This window comes from Oceanobacillus sp. FSL W8-0428, assembly GCF_038004405.1.
GTDB lineage: Bacteria > Bacillota > Bacilli > Bacillales > Amphibacillaceae > Oceanobacillus > Oceanobacillus sojae.
Genome location: NZ_JBBORB010000001.1, coordinates 307204 through 324090, shown reverse-complemented (window position 1 = coordinate 324090; position 16887 = coordinate 307204). Strand labels below are relative to the sequence as shown.

Sequence of the window (16887 nt, the reverse complement as noted above, 5' to 3'; positions counted from 1 at the left end):
GCAATGGGAGAGATTCAGAATACAAAAGAAATGCTCATCAAAGCAAATAAAGAAGGGTATGCAGTTCCAGCATTTAATATTCATAATTTAGAAACAGTCCAAACAGTAGTTCAGACTGCAGCGGAGGAACAGTCTCCCGTTATTTTGGCAGCAACACCAGGAACTATGAAATACGCCGGACGTGCCTATATTCAGGCAATTGCAGAAGTTGCAGCAAAAGAAAATAATATTCCGATAGCATTGCACTTAGATCATCATGAAACACTTGATTCTATTCAAGCATCTTTAGAGCTTGGGACCAAATCTGTGATGATTGATGGCTCACATCATTCTTTTGAAGAAAACATTGCTATTTCCAAAAAAGTAGTGGAGGAGGCTCATGCTTATGGAGCAACGGTAGAAGCAGAGTTGGGAAAGCTTGTCGGTCAAGAGGATGATTTGATTGTGGAAGCAAGTGAAGCGGCTTATACTGATCCGGCGACTGTTATTGAGTTTGTAGAACGGACTGGTGTAGATTCTCTTGCTGTTGCTATTGGAACAGGTCATGGTTTATATGAAACAGAGCCCAATTTGGATTTTGAGCGGTTGAAAAAGATTAAAAATTTAATTGATATTCCTATTGTGCTGCATGGAGCTTCTGGTATTTCAAAAGAAGATGTACAAAAGTGTATTGCATTGGGATGTGCAAAGGTTAATATTTCTACAGAATTAAAAATCCCCTTTTCTTATGGGTTGAGGGAATATTTAATAAACCATGCGGATGAAACAGATCCAAGAAAGTATATGGAGCCTGCTAAAAAAGCAATGAAAGCCGCTGTCCAGGAAAAAATCGCTATTTGCATGAGTGCTGGTAACGCTTAAGATGAGATTGTGCACGAAAGGGGAAGAATGACAGTGATCCTTACAGTTACACTAAATCCCTCGGTGGATATACAGTATCGGGTAAAACATTTTCAGGAAAATCGTATTCATCGTGCAGCAGCTGTATCTAAGACAGCGGGGGGCAAAGGTCTGAACGTTACAAGGGTTCTTCATCAATTGGGGGAAGAAGTGACTGCTTGCGGATTTGCGGGAGGACATCTTGGCAGCTTTATTGAAGAGGAATTAAATCATCATGGTATTATGCATTACTTTACCCCAATTGCAGGAGAAACACGAAATTGTATTGCTATTATTCATGATGGGAAGCAGACAGAAGTTCTGGAAAAAGGCCCGACAATTGCCGAAAAGGAAATAGAAACGTTTCTAGCTACTTTTCAAGAAAAGGCAGAAAAAGTAGAAGTAATCACCATTTCTGGCAGTTTACCTGAAGGTGTTCCAGAAAACTTTTATCAGCAGCTGATCGATATTGCTGTGAAAGCAAATAAACATGTATTGCTGGATACAAAAAGCTCTCTTATCCAGAATACTTTAGAAAATCAATATATTCCATTTTTGATTAAACCAAACCAGGAAGAATTTGAAGAGCTTGCAGGGATAATATGTTCGTATGAAGAAGATGTCATAAAAGCATTAAGAAAGCCAGTATTTAATGAATTATCCTGGGTTATTGTTACACTTGGAAAAAACGGAGCCATTGCAAAGTATGGTGATAAAATTTACCAGGTTGCGTGTCCGACAGTAGAAGCAGTGAATCCAGTCGGATCTGGAGATGCAGTGATCGCCGGATTGGCAGCAGGCTGCCGGCGGGGGCTGGAAGGGGAGGATTTTATCCGGTTTGGAATTGTGATGGGGGTATTAAATGCTTTAGAAGAACAAACCGGAAGAATTAGCTTAAATCAGATGGAGTATTATTTAAAACAGATTGAGGTTAAGAAAATTTCATGATAAATGATAAGAGACGTATCCGAGGATGCGTCTTTTTTACTTGATAGATTAAACAAAGCTCCTTATTCTTAGTAAACTGATTGTATAAGAAGTATTTATTTGTTAATTTTTAATTTTAAAAATATTATAGACGAATAAAAAACAGTATGTTAATATAAGAAAAACATTAGTAAATAATTTATTAAATAATAAGTAAATGTTTACTTGAGGTGGTGATAAATTGGAATATGTGATTGGTGTAGATATTGGAGGAACAAAAATTGCATCAATTGTTGCAGATTCTGTCGGGAACATTGTTCATCGTTGTGAACTGCCGAGTATAAAGGAAAATCCGGAGGAAATGTTTCAGCAAGTAGTCAGATGCATTCAAAAATTAATTTTTTCAGCAGATGTTTCTATGCAGGAAGTAACTTCAATGGGAGTTGGCGTTCCAGGGAAAGTAGACCGCGAGAAGGGATTAGCTATTTTCCAAAATAATTTACCGTGGAGGAACTTTCCTATTATTAAGAGATTGAAAGAGCAATTTCCGTCAGTAAAAAATATTACGATAGATAATGATGTGTATATGGCCGCTTATGCAGAATGGGAGGCAGCGAATTTACCAGGGAATGCAACATTTGTTTATGTGACTGTAAGTACTGGTATTTCCTGTTCGATTATACATAACGGGAATTTTCTTAGAGGAAATGGGTTTGCAGGGGAACTTGGTCTTCTTCCGATGCCGGGAATTGACCAGTCGCAGACAAGTACAACGTTAGAAAATATCGCTTCAGGGCCCGGGATTTTACAGCTGGCAAGAGACATCTATAATGATCCAGATATGGAAATAGAAACATTGTTTTTAAAATATCAAAAAAATGAAAAACAGGCTGAAAAGGTTATTAACCAGATGCTTGAATCGTTAGCTGGAGGAATTTATACCATTGCTTGCCTAATTAATCCGCATCAAATAGTTTGTGGGGGCGGTGTAATTAATCACCAGCCGTATATCGTTGATTTACTAAATAAATTAGTTGATAATTATATGATTTTAGTACAGGAGAAGGCAAATAGTCTAATTAAAGTCAGTAAATTGAAAGAAGATGCCGGAGTAATTGGAGCGAGTAGAAATGCTCTTAAAAATGTAAGCGTTTTAAAATGAACTGATTAAAAGTTATTTTAGAAGGGGGTGAAAGAAACTATATTGCAGTCTTGAGCATTTCAGTTATCGCTTTTATTAAACTAAACTATTTAATTTAAGGGGAGGGTTTTCATTGAAACTAAAAAAATTATTTATTGTGTTGATGCTGTTAGTTCTTATATTAGCTGCGTGTAGTAATAATAATTCAAGCAGTGATGCGGCGGAAGAGGAAGACTTGGATAATCTGACCGACTCTGGCTTGCCGATTGTAGAAGAACCGATTGAATTAGATATTTTCGCAGGAAAGGCACCGGCAACCGCAGATGATTGGAATGATGTTCTAATTTGGAATGAGTATGAGGAAATGACAAATATTAATGTGAATTGGGACATGGTACCGCATGAAGGGCTGAGTGAGAAACGAAATCTTGCTTTGGCAAGTGGAGATTTGCCTGATGCTTTCCATAGCGCATTAATTCCTGTTCCTGATATTTTTAAGTATGGACAGCAAGGAACCTTTATTCCTTTAAATGATCTTATCGAGGAGCATGCGCCAAATCTAAAAAGCATCTTAGAAGAGTACCCGGAAGTAGAAAAAGCGATTACGTTCCCGGACGGCAATATTTATTCTTTCCCATTAATTTATGACCCTGAGTTTTCTGCATTGCGTATTAGTGAAGGACCGTGGATCCGTGAAGACTGGCTTGAAGCATTAAACATGGACGTGCCGGAAACAACGGATGAATTTTATGAGTATTTAAAAGAAGTGAAGGAAGGTAATCCGAGCGGGGATGAAAGCATCGAGGAAATCCCATTTGGTGCACAATCCATCAATGGACTTCTCACTTATTTAAAAGGTTCTTTTGGAATCGGAAATAAAGGAAAAGGGCATCGCTTTATTGATTTAGATCCAGATGGAAAAACAGTGCGCTTTTATCCGACGACAGAAAACTATAAGGAAATGATTGAATATGTTCACAAGCTGTATGATGAAGGCTTAATTGAAGAGAATATTTTCTCTATCAGCCCGGAACAATTTTATGCAAATGCAGGTGAAGGAGTCTATGGAAGTACGTATAATCATAGCCCGGCAGAACTATTTCCTGGAGAGCATAGAGACAGCTTTACAGGTGGGTTGACATTGGAAGGTCCTCATGGAGATAAAGCATTTACCGGTATCTCATTCCCTTCCAGTACGACTGGGTTTGTCATTACCAGTCAAAATGAAAATCCGGCAGCAACTGCGCGTTGGATGGATTACTTCTACAGCGATGAAGGTGCTGAACTGTTCTTTATGGGGATTGAAGGAGAGACTTTTGAAAAAACAGAAGACGGCGAGTATGAGTATGTAGAAGAAATACGTGATAATCCAGATGGATTAACATTAGACCAGGCAGTAGCGCAATACCTGACTTGGCCGGGCGGTCAATATCCAGGAATTTTAATGGAGGATTACTTTAAAGGCGCTGAAGGTACAGAATCATCCAAAGAGGCCGCTGAAAAACTGGAGCCAGATTTTATTGAAGAAGTATGGCCATCCTTCACGTATACAGAAGAGGAGAATAATACCATGACATCAGTGGGGGCAGATATTGAGAAGTATGTAACAGAAATGACAGATCAATTTATTTCTGGTCAGACTCCGCTCTCAGAATGGGATACCTATGTTGAAACTCTTGAAAACATGGGATTAGAACAGTATATGGAAATTCAACAGGATGCTTACGAACGCTACTTGAGCAACTAAGAGAAGTACCTGATTTGCCACAGCAGACTAATTGCGAAGGAGAGCTTTTGAGAGAGGGAATGCAGAATCATTCCCTCTTGTATCCTTAAGATGCATAACCTATAGAGTTTATTCGTTTGAAAGTGCTTGATGATAGACTTGTTACTCTATAAAAGTTTTACTTTGTTAATGCGTAGTTATGGCTGTAAAAGGAGGGCTAGAATGGCAAAGAATCCTGCACGCGCAATAAGCATGAATAGCAGATTAGATAGATTTAAGAAAAATGTGCTTTTAAACTGGCGATTATATGTTTTTCTTTTGCCGGCAATTCTTTACTTTACTATTTTTCATTATATTCCAATGTATGGGGTGCAAATTGCTTTTAAAGACTTTTATGCAACAGAAGGAATTACAGGGAGCCCCTGGGTTGGATTTGACCATTTTTCCCGTTTTTTCGATTCTTATTATTTTTGGAGGTTAATTAAAAATACCATTATTTTAAGCCTTTATCAGCTTATTTTATTCCCATTGCCGATTATATTCGCGCTCATGTTAAATGAACTGAAAAATGGTCCTTTTAAAAAATGGTCACAGACACTTACATATGCGCCGCATTTTATGTCTGTTGTGGTTATTGTAGGGATGCTTGTTGCTTTTCTGGACCCAATTACTGGAATTATAAATCATGTGATCACTTCTTTGGGCGGATCGTCTATTTCATTCCTTACAAGCCCGGAATGGTTCCGCCATATTTTTGTATGGTCTGGTCAATGGCAAACGTTAGGGTGGGGAACCATTATTTATTTGGCAGCATTATCCGGAGTTAATCCAGAGCTCCATGAAGCTGCAAAGATAGACGGAGCGTCAAGGATACAGAGAATCCTTCATATTAATATTCCGGCGATTTTACCGACCATTGTGGTTTTATTTATCTTAAATATTGGAAGCTTTATGGCGATTGGATTTGAGAAGGTACTCTTAATGCAGAATAACTTAAATGCGGAGACATCAGATATTATTCAGACGTTTGTATATCAAACTGGTTTGTTAGAAGGACAATATAGTTTTGCTGCAGCAATTGGTCTATTCGATTCCGTCATTAATTTAACATTGCTGGTAATCGTCAATCAAATCGCGCGGAAAACCAGTGAGAACAGTCTGTGGTAAGGAGGAATTGATATGCGAAAGTTTCAGTTGTCCGATAAGGGTTTTGATGTTCTCAATACGATATTCGTAACAATTATTGTATTGCTGATTGTTTACCCGCTTATCTTTGTATTAAGTGCTTCTATCAGTAGTCCATCTGCCGTCAATACAGGTAAAATGTGGCTATGGCCGGTAGATATTTCGTTTAGTGGTTTTAAAACAGTTTTTCAAAATGATGCAATTTGGTCCGGGTATCGAAATACGATTATTTATACGGTTGTTGGAACCATTCTTCATTTAGTCATATTATTGCCCTGTGCCTATGCTTTATCCAGGAAAGAAATTGCAGGGAAACAGTTTATTATGTGGTTTATTTTGTTCACCATGTTATTTAATGGAGGGTTAATCCCTACTTATTTGGTCATTCAGTCGTTAGGGATGATTGATACGATATGGGCAATTGTCGTTCCAAATGTTGTTGGAGCCTGGTCCATTCTCGTTGCCCGTGCTTTCTTTCAGCAGAGTATCCCGGATCAGCTCGTGGAAGCATCAAAAATTGATGGCGCTACCGATTTTCATATTTTCTTTAAAATTGTTTTACCTCTATCCTTGCCAATTATTGCTGTTATGGCATTATTCCATGCAGTTGGTTTATGGAATCAGTACTTTAACGCATTAATCTATTTATCAGATGAAACGAAATATCCTTTGCAGCTGATTTTAAGAGAAATATTAATCTTAAACGAAGGAATGACTGGCGGGGCAGGTAGTGAAGGAGGATCAGTGAATTCATTTGCGGAACAAATTGAGACAGCCTCTCTCATTAAGTATGCAGTTATTATTGTATCTTCTTTGCCGCTCTTAATCGTGTATCCATTTGTTCAGCGTTTCTTTGTCAAAGGTGTATTGATTGGATCTGTAAAAGAATAAGAAACGATAATTAAATTAGCAATGTTTTCAACTTTAAACATATTCCATATCTTAAATTTGAGATATGTACAACAGGAGGGGAGAAAATGACAGGATTTATTGCAGGATATTATAATTTTTGTCTATGGATTACGAGATTTCTATATGTTCACTTTCTATGGGTAGGTTTTACAATTCTTGGTCTGGGTGTGCTGGGAATAATGCCTGCAACGGCTGCTATGTTTGCCGTTGTCCGGAAATGGGTTCAAGGTGATGGTGATAGACCAATATTTCCATTGTTTAGGAAGACGTATAAACAGGAGTTTCTGAGAAGTAATATTCTTGGAGGTATACTCTTTTTCATCGGTTATGGCTTGTTTATCCAATATCAAATATTACGTTCGCAGGAAGAAGCTGTGTATTATGTTGCAAGCTTTGCTATCCTTGCTTTAGCAGTCTTATTTATTGTGATTCTCCTGTATTTCTTTCCTGTATTCTCACATTTTAAGCTGTCAAATATACAGTATCTATTATGGCCGTTTATGATTGGGTTTTTACATCCCGTCCTGACGATAGTTTTGTTTATGGCCGTCGCAGGAATCTATTATCTTGTTTTTATCAGTATGCCCGGATTGCTATTTTTAATGGGAGGAAGTGTGGCTGCTTTTATCTTAACATGGGGAGGACAGTTAACATTCGCCAGATTTGAGCGTAGAGCAGAATAAATTTATAAGGAGGAATAAATATGCAAGCAAAAAAAGCTGTATTGATTGGTGCGGGAGATCGTGGAGCCAGAGCGTATGCTCCTTATGCATTAAATTATCCTAATGAACTTCAAATTGTCGCAGTAGCCGATCCGAATGATGAACGGAGAAATCGAGTGAAAGTAGAATATGAACTGGAGGAAGATGCTTGCTACACCTCCTGGGAAGAGCTTTTGCAAGGGGGTAAAAAAGCAGATATTGCAATTATTTGTACCTTAGATCGTTTCCATTATGAACCGACCATAAAAGCATTGGAAATGGGATATCATGTTCTTTTGGAAAAGCCGATGTCTCCTGATCCAAAGGAATGTATTGAGATGGAGGCGACAGCAGCTAAGTATAATCGTCAGCTGACCATCTGCCATGTGCTTCGTTATACAGAATTCTGGTCAACGATTAAGCAGGTTATTGCACGTGGTGATATAGGGCAGGTTGCCTCTATCCAATTGAATGAAAATGTGGAAATTATGCATATGTCGCATAGCTTTGTACGGGGAAATTGGAGTAATAAAGAGAAGTCGAGCCCAATGATATTACAGAAATCCTGTCATGATATGGACATTATTAATTTTGTTATGGGGAAAAAATGTGAGCGTATCAGCTCCTATGGTTCGTTAATGCATTTTCGAAAAGAAAATAAACCAGAAGGAGCTCCCAAACGCTGTTTAGAAGGATGTCCAGTTGAATTGGAATGCCCTTTTCATGCAGGACGCTATTATTTAGGTGAGGGCAGAGGCTGGGCTAAAAAGTTCACGGAAGATCATACCAATGAAGGAATTATTAAAGCACTTAATGAAACGGATTATGGGAAGTGTGTGTATCAATCCGATAATAATGTGGTAGATCACCAGGTTGTTAATATGGAATTTGAAGATGGGGCTACGGCAACCTTCAGCATGTCAGGATTCACCAGAGAGCAGACGCGTATGGTGCAGATTATGGGTACAAAAGGTGAAATTCGGGGTAATATGGCTGAAAACCAAATTTCTGTTTACGATTTTTCAAGTAAGCAGGAATCCATTATTAAGTTTAGCAAACCAGTTGGCGGTCATGGCGGCGGGGATAATAATATTGTTCGTACGTTCCTGCATGATATTGATCATTATGGAGAGCAGGAAAGCATTTCCTCTGCTGCTACTTCATTAAGGAGTCATTTAATGGCATTTGCTGCTGAAGAATCAAGGCTTAATCACGGACAGTCTATTCATATTGATGATTTTTATTCTGCGTATGCGACTGGAGCAATAAAATAAATCTTTAAAAATATTGATTCCATAATAAAAGATTGCCGTTAACCCTTTCGAAAACCCAGAATTATCATGATTTTTAGAAATAAAAGTGGTACGATTAATACGAATGACAGAGGGGATAAAGAAGGTGTTTACATGGCAACGATTAAAGATATTGCGAAATTAGCTGGTGTTTCAGCGGCAACGGTTTCACGTGTATTAAATTATGATGCGTCCTTATCCGTGACAGATCAGACAAAAAAACGGATATTTGAAGCAGCAGAAGAGCTCTCTTATCAAAAGAAATCGGCCCATAAATTTGGGGGGCATAAGATTGCAATTGTGCATTGGTATACAGAACAGGAAGAATTAAATGATTTATATTATTTATCGATTCGTCTGGGAATTGAACAACGCTGTAAAGAATTAAATATGAATGCAGATGTCTATTTCTTTGATAATATCAATGAAATAGCGTCTAAAGATGTTGATGGAATAATTGCTGTTGGAAAGTTTAGTTATTCCCAGGTAAAAGAATTGGCAAAGGTTAATCAGCATGTTGTCTTTGTTGACTACAGTCCCGATCAGGACCATTTTGATGCGGTGATTGTTGATTTTGAGAGGGCAACCTATAAAGTGATCGATTACTTCCTGGAAACAGGCCATCAGGAAATCGGCTTTATTGGCGGCAGAGAAATTGCTAAAGGAGAAAAAGAGGTTATTCCTGATTTGAGAGAGCGGACATTCTGCTCTTATATGAAGGAGTTAGGTTTATTTCAGCCAGATTATGTTTATGTTGATATTTTCTCCGTTGACAACGGTTATAAACTTATGAAAAAAGCAATTGAAGAGCTGGGTGAACGATTACCGTCTGCTTTCTTTATCAGCAGTGATGTCATGGCAATTGGAAGTTTAAGAGCATTACATGAAGCAAATATCTCAGTGCCGGAAAGAGTAAGCATTATTGGAATCAACGATATGTCTATTTCAAAGTATGTTTACCCTTCACTGTCTACAGTGAAAGTATTCACAGAAGAGATGGGAGAAGCTGCAGTAGATACATTGTTAGAACGCTTAGACGGAAGAACTATTGCAAAAAAAATATTATTGGCTACAGAGTTAATTTTGAGAGATAGTGTGAGGTAAGAAAGTCTCTACTATGGAAAGTTTAAGAACAGGTCAAATATAAGGGAAGTGAAAGATTGTCAATATGGGCGTTATCTCTTGTTATGACTGCAGCAATCCTGCATGCAATCTGGAATTTTCTCGCTAAAAAGTCATTGGGAGGTACTTCGTTTGTATGGCTATATACATTCACAAGTACAGTAATTTATAGTCCGCTTGTTTTAGGGGTTATTTTGTGGACGGATGTAAGCATTGGATGGGTGGAGGTCGGATTAATAGCAGCAAGTGCTTTATTGCATTTGCTGTACGCTGTAACGCTGCAAAAAGGATACAGGATTGGCGATTTCTCGCTTATTTATCCTATCGCAAGGGGAATAGGTCCGATGCTGATTGCATTTGCTGCATTTTTCATACTGAAGGAAGAATTAAACGGATTAGGAAAAATGGGTATTTTTCTAATTATTTGCAGTGTGTTTATTTTTACCGGTGGCTTTCGGATTTTGAGAGAAAGAACGGTGCTTTCTTCCATTCTTTATGGCCTTTTAATTGGCTGTATGATTGCCAGCTATTCACTCTTAGATAAGTATATCGTCAGTGTTTCGATAATCCACCCGATTTTGCTTAACTATGGAACCAATCTGGGAGTAAGCCTTCTGTTATTTCCGTTTGCAAAGAAACACTGGCAGGATGTTCGTCTGGATTGGAGCAGCAGAAAATTGGAAACAATCGGGATTGGTCTATTTAATCCGCTGGCGTATATCCTCGTCCTGATTGCAATGGTTCATGCTCCTGTGAGTTATGTAGCTCCTGTAAGAGAATTGAGTATTTTAATCGGAGCTGTTTTAGGGGTTGTCTTTTTGAAGGAAAGCTTTGGAAGACAACGGATAATTGCTGCTCTTGTTATGGTTATAGGCGTTATTATGGTAGCTGTTTCTTAGCTTTGGGGAGGGATTATAGATGAAGGTACATTTTTTAGGAACGGCAGCTGCAGAAGGCTTTCCAAATGTATTTTGTAGATGCCAGGCTTGTCAGGATTCCAGGAAGGCAAAGGGAAGAAATATCCGTACTCGAAGCTCTGTCATTATTGATGATGCATGGAGAGTGGATTATCCGCCGGACGCTTATTATCAAGCGGTAAGAGATGAGATTGATATGTCCAAAGTGAATCACCTTTTACTGACACATACACATTACGATCATCTTTGTGCAGGGGACCTGCTTTCTCGTATTGAAGGCTTTGCCCATGGTGTAGAAGAGCCTTTAAATATTTATGGAAATGATTTAGCTCTGCATCAATGTAGAATTGGTTTTTTAGAGGAAGGCAGTATTCAAAAGCAATTTATGATGAAAAGATTAATACCTTTTGAAGTTTTCTGGATTGGGCAGGCAAAAATTACTCCGATTTTGGCAGATCATGATCCGCGGGAAACCTGCTTTTTATTCTTTATAGAAAAGGATGGCAAGTATTTACTCTATGGAAATGATTCCGGCTGGTTTCCTGAAAAAACATGGGATTGGCTCAAAGGCAAGAAGATCGATATGGCGATATTGGATTGCACAGTTGGACAGAATGGAAATCCTAAAAGCCGTAACCACATGAGTGTGGAAACGGTTATAGAGGTGCAGAAGCAGTTTCAGGCGTGGAATGAAGAAAATGCAAAGACGCAAATTATCGCAACGCATTTTTCTCATAACTGCGGATTGCTGTATCAGGATCTATTGGAGATATTTGAACCTTATGGGGTTGAGGTTGCTTATGATGGATTGATTAAGTACATATAAAAATATGGAGGTTTCGATGCAAAAAAAGAAATACTATTTAGAAGAGATGAATCCGACCAATATAAATATAAAGGTTCTCTACAACTATTTAAAACAGGACTTTGAACGGCTCGAACTATTTCCTCATTTTGTGCTGAAGCGTAATTTCAAAAAGGGGAGGATGGAAGCTGTTTATCTGACGGATAGACAGGAGAAATATGGTTATGCTATTTATCAGAAATTGCCGTCATTACAGGGGATTTTTATTTCCTATCTGGCTATTCTTCCTAAGTATAGGTCGAATGGACTTGGGGGCACTTTAATCAGTCAGCTAAATAATTTATCCCCTAATGGCATATTGCTGGAAGTAGAGGATCCAGAAGCAGCGAAGGATAAGAAGGACTATACGACAAGACTTCGCCGAATCAGCTTCTATGAAAAGAATGGACTGCATATGAATCCGAATATGAAGGTGAATTCATTTTTTGTTCCATTAAGAATGATGGATAATTTGGATAGTACGGATGTTTATGATATTTCCTTTTATCAGAAGCTGTATAATCGTATTTTGGGATTGCCGATAGGGCGTATTTTTATTAAGGAAAATTGGTGAAGAGAATATTTAAACCGCTATAAAAAAGAAGTCGGAGTGGTTCCCGGCTTCTTTTTTTCACTTTCATAACCTAAGGATGGAAGAGAACTTTCACAGCATCTATTTCTTTATGCGTAAGCTGATGAAAAATCTCAGGGCCTTTTTCTAACGGAAGATGATGTGAAATCATCGGCTTCACATCAAGCTGGCCCGTTTTCATAAAATGGAGGCCAGTCTCCCATTCTTTTCCCGGAAAAGGTGTAGATAATGCATTCCAGGATCCAAGGATGCGCAGTTCATTCCGGACAATTTTTTCAAAATAATAGCGCTGAAGGGTAATATCTCCATAGGGAATTCCCAAGTATAAAACCTCGCCGCCTTTTTTAGGAAGTGCCAGCACCTGCTCACTTGTAATGGGAGAGCCTGCTGATTCAACTGCCAGATCAACTCCTAAAGAAGTATGCTTTTTAATAACTGTTTCTGTATCTTCTTTCAGTGGGTTAATAAGAATATCAGCACCCAGCTGCTTAGCAATTTTAAGCTTGTTATCATCAATATCAATGGCGAAAACAGTCGCTGCTCCAAAAATTTTCGCCCACTGAATCGAGAGAAGTCCGATACTGCCGACACCCATGATAGCTACTGCTGCACCCGGCTGAATGGATGTACGGTAAAAACCATGTGCGACGACGGAAGCGGGTTCCAGCATGGCAGCAGTGTCAAAGTCAATTTCATCTGGCAGCTGTAACAGATGAGATGCGGGCAGGATAACGTATTCAGCATAAGAACCGGGATGCTTTGCACCAATAACTGTCAGTTCGGTGCAGCGAGTCGGGGCTCCCTGTCTGCAGAAGATACAGTGACCACAGGAAAAAGTCGGGCAGGCGGCTACTCGATCACCCTCTTTAAAATGTGTTACTGCACTCCCGACAGCAGCTACAATTCCTGAAAATTCATGACCAAAGGTTGTTCCTGAAACATAGGGCCCAAGCTTCTTATATCGGGACAAGTCCGAACCGCATATTCCGGCGGATTTAACTTGGATTAGAACCTCCTCATTACTAGTTAGTTGAAGAAGAGGTGTATTTTCTTCATAACGTAAATCCTCTATATCATATAAATTTAGAGCCTTCACATCAGAACTCCTTTCTATTGCGACTGGTTCGATTTTTTTCTCTTTTTCACTAAGAAATAGCCGGCGATACCGACGATAATCGAGTTAAAGATAAGCTGGTATTCAAAATAAAATTGACTTATTCCGCGCATAGGGCCAAGCATAAAATCTAAAAACATATCAACCATGTTAAAACCTCATTTCGATATCAATTTCACACACTTTAATCATCCAGAGGGGTCAGTAAGACTTTAATAGCTTCTCCGCTTTTGATTGCCTGGTAAGCTTTATCCCATTGGTCGATAGAGTATTCATGCGTTACCAGGCTTCTTGCGTTCACTTTGCCTTCCTTCATTAATTGGATGGAAGGCTCCCAATCAGCTGGCTTTTGACTTCTGCTTCCAACCACCTGTATTTCCTTCTGAATGACTTTTTCCATATCGAAGGCAACCTGAGCTTCCGGGAAGATGCCGATTTGCGCGAAGTGGCCTTTTTTTCTTAATAAATCTAATCCTTGATTGGCTGCATGAATTGAACCAGAGCATTCTAAGAGAACATCTGCACCGTAACCATTTGTCAGTTCATTTACTTTGTCCTTTAAGTTTTCTTTTTGAAGGTTGATAACATAATCCATGCCAACCTCCGTAGCTTTATCGAGACGGATCTGATCATTTGTCAGGCCGGCAACTAAAACAGTTGCTCCATAGCTTTTTGCCACTTGGGCAGCAAATAAGCCGATTGGGCCCGGGCCGAGGACAATAACCAGATCTCCCTCACGGATTACTGTTTTTTGAATGGCGTGATACGTACACGCCAAGGGCTCTGTCATTGCTGCTGAACGATCATCTACCTCCTGCGGCAAATGGTGAAGACTTTCTTCACGCGCGATTAGATATTTGGCAAAACCGCCATTTACCTGGCTGCCAAGCCCTTTACGATGGTTACATAAATTATAGTCACCTGATTGACAATAGTGGCATTGCCCACAGATATAAAAGGTGGTTTCTGATGTAACGCGATCACCGATTTTAAAATTTGATACACCTTCTCCAATTTCTACGATTTCACCTGAAAATTCATGTCCTAATGTAACTGGAGCTGCGACTTTATAATGTCCTTCATAGGTATGGATGTCGGAGCCGCAGATTCCGGCGTATGCAACTCTGATTTTTACTTGATGGCTGGAAACAATGGGATCTTCTACATCTTGGAGGTGTAAATTACCATGTCCCAGTTCGGTCTTAACGAGAGCTTTCATCGTTTATTCTCCTCTTCAATAATTTCCTTTTTGTTTCAGTGCGAAAGAAAGGGTTAGCAGAAATAATGATGAGCTATGCTCATGCATTAAAGAAAAGAGAATCATAAGTAATTTTTCATAACATCATTATTTTCTGCTACTTACATATCAAAAGTAACTCTTGATTCAAATAGAATTTTTCATTAATTAAAAAGGTCAAAGAATCTCCAAATTACCCAGTTCACAATATTACCGCCCTGGTCAATACTGGATACCTGCGCTGAACCCTCAGGAAGATTAATATCTGCACGCATCGCCATATCCGTAAATAATGGAGCGATATCTGTTGCCACATAGAGTGAAACTGCAATCATAATCGAACCGACGATAACAGAATGAATAATGTTCCCTTTAGAAGCTCCAACAACAAAGGCAATAACAAATGGAATAGTTGCCAGGTCCCCAAAAGGAAGTACAGCATTTCCTGGTAAAATAACAGCGATCAGTACAGTCACTGGAGTTAAAATTAACGCTGTAGCAATAACAGATGGATGTCCTAAAAGAACAGCTGCATCCAGACCAATATTAATTTCACGATCACCGAAGTGCTTATTCAGCCATGTGCGGGCAGATTCAGATACTGGCATTAATCCTTCCATTAGGATTTTTACCATTCTTGGCATCAATACCATAACGGCAGCCATAGAAATACCAATGTTAATAATGTCACCAACACCATAGCCGGCCAGAGCACCAATTGCAGCTCCCAGAATTAAACCGATAACCATGGAATCTCCAAACACACCAAAGCGCTTTTGAATGGAATCTGGATCAGCATGGAGTTTGTTGATACCAGGGATTTTTTGAAGTCCTTTGACAACAAAAATAAATGGTGCATAAGAAATCGTACTTCCTGTTGCTACTGAAACACCAGGCATCTCATAAAAATCACGAACCATTGGTTGGGTCCAGTCTGCTATTTTCAAACAAATAATCTGGAATAATGTTGCTGCAATTAACCCTTGTACGATACTTCCGGATACGGTATAAACAATCGCTCCCATAAAGGTGTAATGCCAAAAGTTCCAAATATCTACGTTCATTGTTTTCGTGGTTTTAGTTACCAGCATGATAACGTTTACAACTAAACCTAACGGAATAATAAAGGCAGCAATTGTTGATGCCCATGCAATGGATGAGGTTGCCGGCCAGCCAATATCAATTGTATTTAAACTGACACCGAGTCTATCCACCATTCCTTGCGCTGCAGGGCCTAAATTTAAAGTCAATAAGTCTATAACAAGGAAAATACCTACAAATGCAACACCAATTGTCAAACCGGAGCGAAAAGCTTTCCCAGGCTTTTGGCCAAATAAAATTCCAAGTAAAAAGATGACAACAGGTAAAATGACAGTAGCCCCTAAACCTAGAAATGCTTGTATAAAATCAACAAATCCTTGCATAAGAAATTCCCTCCTATGGAATAGGATGCTGCTCTATTTAAGAGGAACTTTAAAAGGAATAGAGCAGCAAAATATTATTTTAGTAATTCTTCTAAAATCTGTTTCTTTGTATCTTCTACACCAATCCCTGTCAGGAATGTGCGTGCATTAATAACCGGGAAAGAATATTCCTTCTTTGTCATTGCAGTAGTAACTAGTAGATCTGCTGTATCCTCGTAGGTACTTACTTCTGCAATTCTGATTTGTTTTAAATCTACCTTTATCCCATTTTCTTTCGCTAATTCTTCAATCGCATTGTTCACTACAGTGGATGTAGCAATTCCTGCTCCGCAAGCTACAAGTACTTGTTTCATAGCTTCTCACCTCCTTTAAAGTCACTCAAATTAAGTTTCTCAGTTACTTGTTTCTTCATCTCCAGCACACTATCTGTCTGAAGTAATTGATCGAGAAAAGTACCTTCTTGAAAAATTTTCATTAAATCCTGCAGAAGCTTAAGCTGTGAATGAGGCTCATCCATTGCCAGCATAAATACGATTTGAACAGGAGTGGTCTCGCTTTCTTCTCCCATAATGACAAAGTCTACCGGATTCTTTAATGTTGCTATGCTGATAGTTTTCTGATTTACATGGACAGCATCTGTATGTGGAATAGCCACAGATACGCCTGCTGTCGGTAATCCAGTTGCAAATTCTTGCTCTCTTTCGATAATTGCCGGAATAAAGCTGTCTTTGACATAATGATGTTTTACTAGATTTTCTCCCATCTGCTGAAGTACCTCAGTGTAGTCAGCAGCCTCTAAATTCATTAAAATAACTTCCTCATTAAAACGAAATTCACTCATGAAATACCACTCCTGCCTTAACTATTAGTGCGT

At 38.8% G+C, this 16887-nt stretch carries 18 protein-coding genes; 12 read left to right on the top strand and 6 right to left on the bottom strand.

Annotated elements, in window-relative coordinates:
• The first annotated feature begins 3 nt into the window (after window positions 1–3).
• The 12 genes from MKY30_RS01410 (at window position 4) to MKY30_RS01355 (ending at window position 12220) form a co-directional block, all read left to right on the top strand.
• Entirely contained in the window at window positions 4–861 is an 858-nt protein-coding gene (locus tag MKY30_RS01410; RefSeq protein WP_339282905.1) for a tagatose-bisphosphate aldolase subunit GatY, read from the top strand.
• Window positions 862–888: 27 nt separating this feature from the next.
• Entirely contained in the window at window positions 889–1827 is a 939-nt protein-coding gene (locus tag MKY30_RS01405) for a 1-phosphofructokinase family hexose kinase (RefSeq protein WP_341082598.1), read from the top strand.
• A 229-nt stretch (window positions 1828–2056) separates the two neighbouring features.
• A complete protein-coding gene (locus tag MKY30_RS01400) occupies window positions 2057–2968 on the top strand; it encodes an ROK family protein (RefSeq protein ID WP_341085584.1) in 912 nt (303 codons plus the stop codon).
• A gap of 112 nt (window positions 2969–3080) precedes the next feature.
• A complete protein-coding gene (locus tag MKY30_RS01395) occupies window positions 3081–4694 on the top strand; it encodes an extracellular solute-binding protein (RefSeq protein WP_156984967.1) in 1614 nt (537 codons plus the stop codon).
• A gap of 201 nt (window positions 4695–4895) precedes the next feature.
• Window positions 4896–5840 (top strand): ABC transporter permease, encoded by a 945-nt coding sequence (locus MKY30_RS01390; RefSeq protein WP_186813652.1) that lies wholly within the window; start codon window positions 4896–4898, stop codon window positions 5838–5840.
• 12 nt (window positions 5841–5852) lie between these two features.
• On the top strand, window positions 5853–6749 hold the full coding sequence (locus MKY30_RS01385) for an ABC transporter permease subunit (RefSeq protein ID WP_156984966.1): 897 nt from the start codon (window positions 5853–5855) through the stop codon (window positions 6747–6749).
• Window positions 6750–6835: 86 nt separating this feature from the next.
• Complete coding sequence (locus MKY30_RS01380) at window positions 6836–7453, top strand: DUF624 domain-containing protein (protein ID WP_156984965.1); 618 nt, start codon at window positions 6836–6838, stop codon at window positions 7451–7453.
• 20 nt (window positions 7454–7473) lie between these two features.
• On the top strand, window positions 7474–8745 hold the full coding sequence (locus MKY30_RS01375) for a Gfo/Idh/MocA family protein (protein WP_147210703.1): 1272 nt from the start codon (window positions 7474–7476) through the stop codon (window positions 8743–8745).
• Between the two features lie 132 nt (window positions 8746–8877).
• Entirely contained in the window at window positions 8878–9867 is a 990-nt protein-coding gene (locus MKY30_RS01370; RefSeq protein WP_147210718.1) for a LacI family DNA-binding transcriptional regulator, read from the top strand.
• Window positions 9868–9923: 56 nt separating this feature from the next.
• Entirely contained in the window at window positions 9924–10784 is an 861-nt protein-coding gene (locus MKY30_RS01365) for a DMT family transporter (protein WP_246145145.1), read from the top strand.
• Window positions 10785–10803: 19 nt separating this feature from the next.
• The gene (locus MKY30_RS01360; RefSeq protein WP_147210702.1) at window positions 10804–11628 is read left to right on the top strand and encodes an MBL fold metallo-hydrolase; all 825 of its coding nucleotides are present in this window, start codon (window positions 10804–10806) and stop codon (window positions 11626–11628) included.
• Window positions 11629–11644: 16 nt separating this feature from the next.
• Complete coding sequence (locus MKY30_RS01355) at window positions 11645–12220, top strand: GNAT family N-acetyltransferase (protein ID WP_186813651.1); 576 nt, start codon at window positions 11645–11647, stop codon at window positions 12218–12220.
• A 70-nt stretch (window positions 12221–12290) separates the two neighbouring features.
• On the opposite strand, the gene MKY30_RS01350 is transcribed toward MKY30_RS01355, so the two are convergent.
• The 6 genes from MKY30_RS01350 to MKY30_RS01325 all read right to left on the bottom strand — a co-directional run bounded on the left by MKY30_RS01350 (window position 12291) and on the right by MKY30_RS01325 (window position 16854).
• Window positions 12291–13334 (bottom strand): galactitol-1-phosphate 5-dehydrogenase, encoded by a 1044-nt coding sequence (locus tag MKY30_RS01350; protein ID WP_147210700.1) that lies wholly within the window; start codon window positions 13332–13334, stop codon window positions 12291–12293.
• Window positions 13335–13348: 14 nt separating this feature from the next.
• Window positions 13349–13501 (bottom strand): hypothetical protein, encoded by a 153-nt coding sequence (locus tag MKY30_RS01345; protein ID WP_175637080.1) that lies wholly within the window; start codon window positions 13499–13501, stop codon window positions 13349–13351.
• Window positions 13502–13536: 35 nt separating this feature from the next.
• A complete protein-coding gene (locus MKY30_RS01340) occupies window positions 13537–14571 on the bottom strand; it encodes a zinc-binding dehydrogenase (RefSeq protein WP_341082594.1) in 1035 nt (344 codons plus the stop codon).
• Window positions 14572–14753: 182 nt separating this feature from the next.
• Window positions 14754–16013, bottom strand: coding sequence for a PTS galactitol transporter subunit IIC (locus MKY30_RS01335; protein ID WP_147210698.1), 1260 nt, complete (start codon window positions 16011–16013; stop codon window positions 14754–14756).
• Window positions 16014–16087: 74 nt separating this feature from the next.
• A complete protein-coding gene (locus tag MKY30_RS01330) occupies window positions 16088–16366 on the bottom strand; it encodes a PTS sugar transporter subunit IIB (RefSeq protein WP_147210697.1) in 279 nt (92 codons plus the stop codon).
• Window positions 16363–16854 (bottom strand): PTS sugar transporter subunit IIA, encoded by a 492-nt coding sequence (locus tag MKY30_RS01325; protein ID WP_147210696.1) that lies wholly within the window; start codon window positions 16852–16854, stop codon window positions 16363–16365. Before MKY30_RS01325 ends, MKY30_RS01330 begins: the two co-directional genes overlap by 4 nt.
• Window positions 16855–16887: the final 33 nt, after the last annotated feature.

Coding starts and splice junctions, on each gene's coding strand:
- MKY30_RS01410 (WP_339282905.1), top strand. CDS start 4: ATGGGAGAGATTCAGAATACAAAAGAAATGCTCATCAAAGCAAATAAA.
- MKY30_RS01405 (WP_341082598.1), top strand. CDS start 889: ATGACAGTGATCCTTACAGTTACACTAAATCCCTCGGTGGATATACAG.
- MKY30_RS01390 (WP_186813652.1), top strand. CDS start 4,896: ATGGCAAAGAATCCTGCACGCGCAATAAGCATGAATAGCAGATTAGAT.
- MKY30_RS01385 (WP_156984966.1), top strand. CDS start 5,853: ATGCGAAAGTTTCAGTTGTCCGATAAGGGTTTTGATGTTCTCAATACG.
- MKY30_RS01380 (WP_156984965.1), top strand. CDS start 6,836: ATGACAGGATTTATTGCAGGATATTATAATTTTTGTCTATGGATTACG.
- MKY30_RS01375 (WP_147210703.1), top strand. CDS start 7,474: ATGCAAGCAAAAAAAGCTGTATTGATTGGTGCGGGAGATCGTGGAGCC.
- MKY30_RS01370 (WP_147210718.1), top strand. CDS start 8,878: ATGGCAACGATTAAAGATATTGCGAAATTAGCTGGTGTTTCAGCGGCA.
- MKY30_RS01360 (WP_147210702.1), top strand. CDS start 10,804: ATGAAGGTACATTTTTTAGGAACGGCAGCTGCAGAAGGCTTTCCAAAT.
- MKY30_RS01355 (WP_186813651.1), top strand. CDS start 11,645: ATGCAAAAAAAGAAATACTATTTAGAAGAGATGAATCCGACCAATATA.
- MKY30_RS01345 (WP_175637080.1), bottom strand. CDS start 13,501: ATGGTTGATATGTTTTTAGATTTTATGCTTGGCCCTATGCGCGGAATA.
- MKY30_RS01340 (WP_341082594.1), bottom strand. CDS start 14,571: ATGAAAGCTCTCGTTAAGACCGAACTGGGACATGGTAATTTACACCTC.
- MKY30_RS01335 (WP_147210698.1), bottom strand. CDS start 16,013: ATGCAAGGATTTGTTGATTTTATACAAGCATTTCTAGGTTTAGGGGCT.
- MKY30_RS01330 (WP_147210697.1), bottom strand. CDS start 16,366: ATGAAACAAGTACTTGTAGCTTGCGGAGCAGGAATTGCTACATCCACT.
- MKY30_RS01325 (WP_147210696.1), bottom strand. CDS start 16,854: ATGAGTGAATTTCGTTTTAATGAGGAAGTTATTTTAATGAATTTAGAG.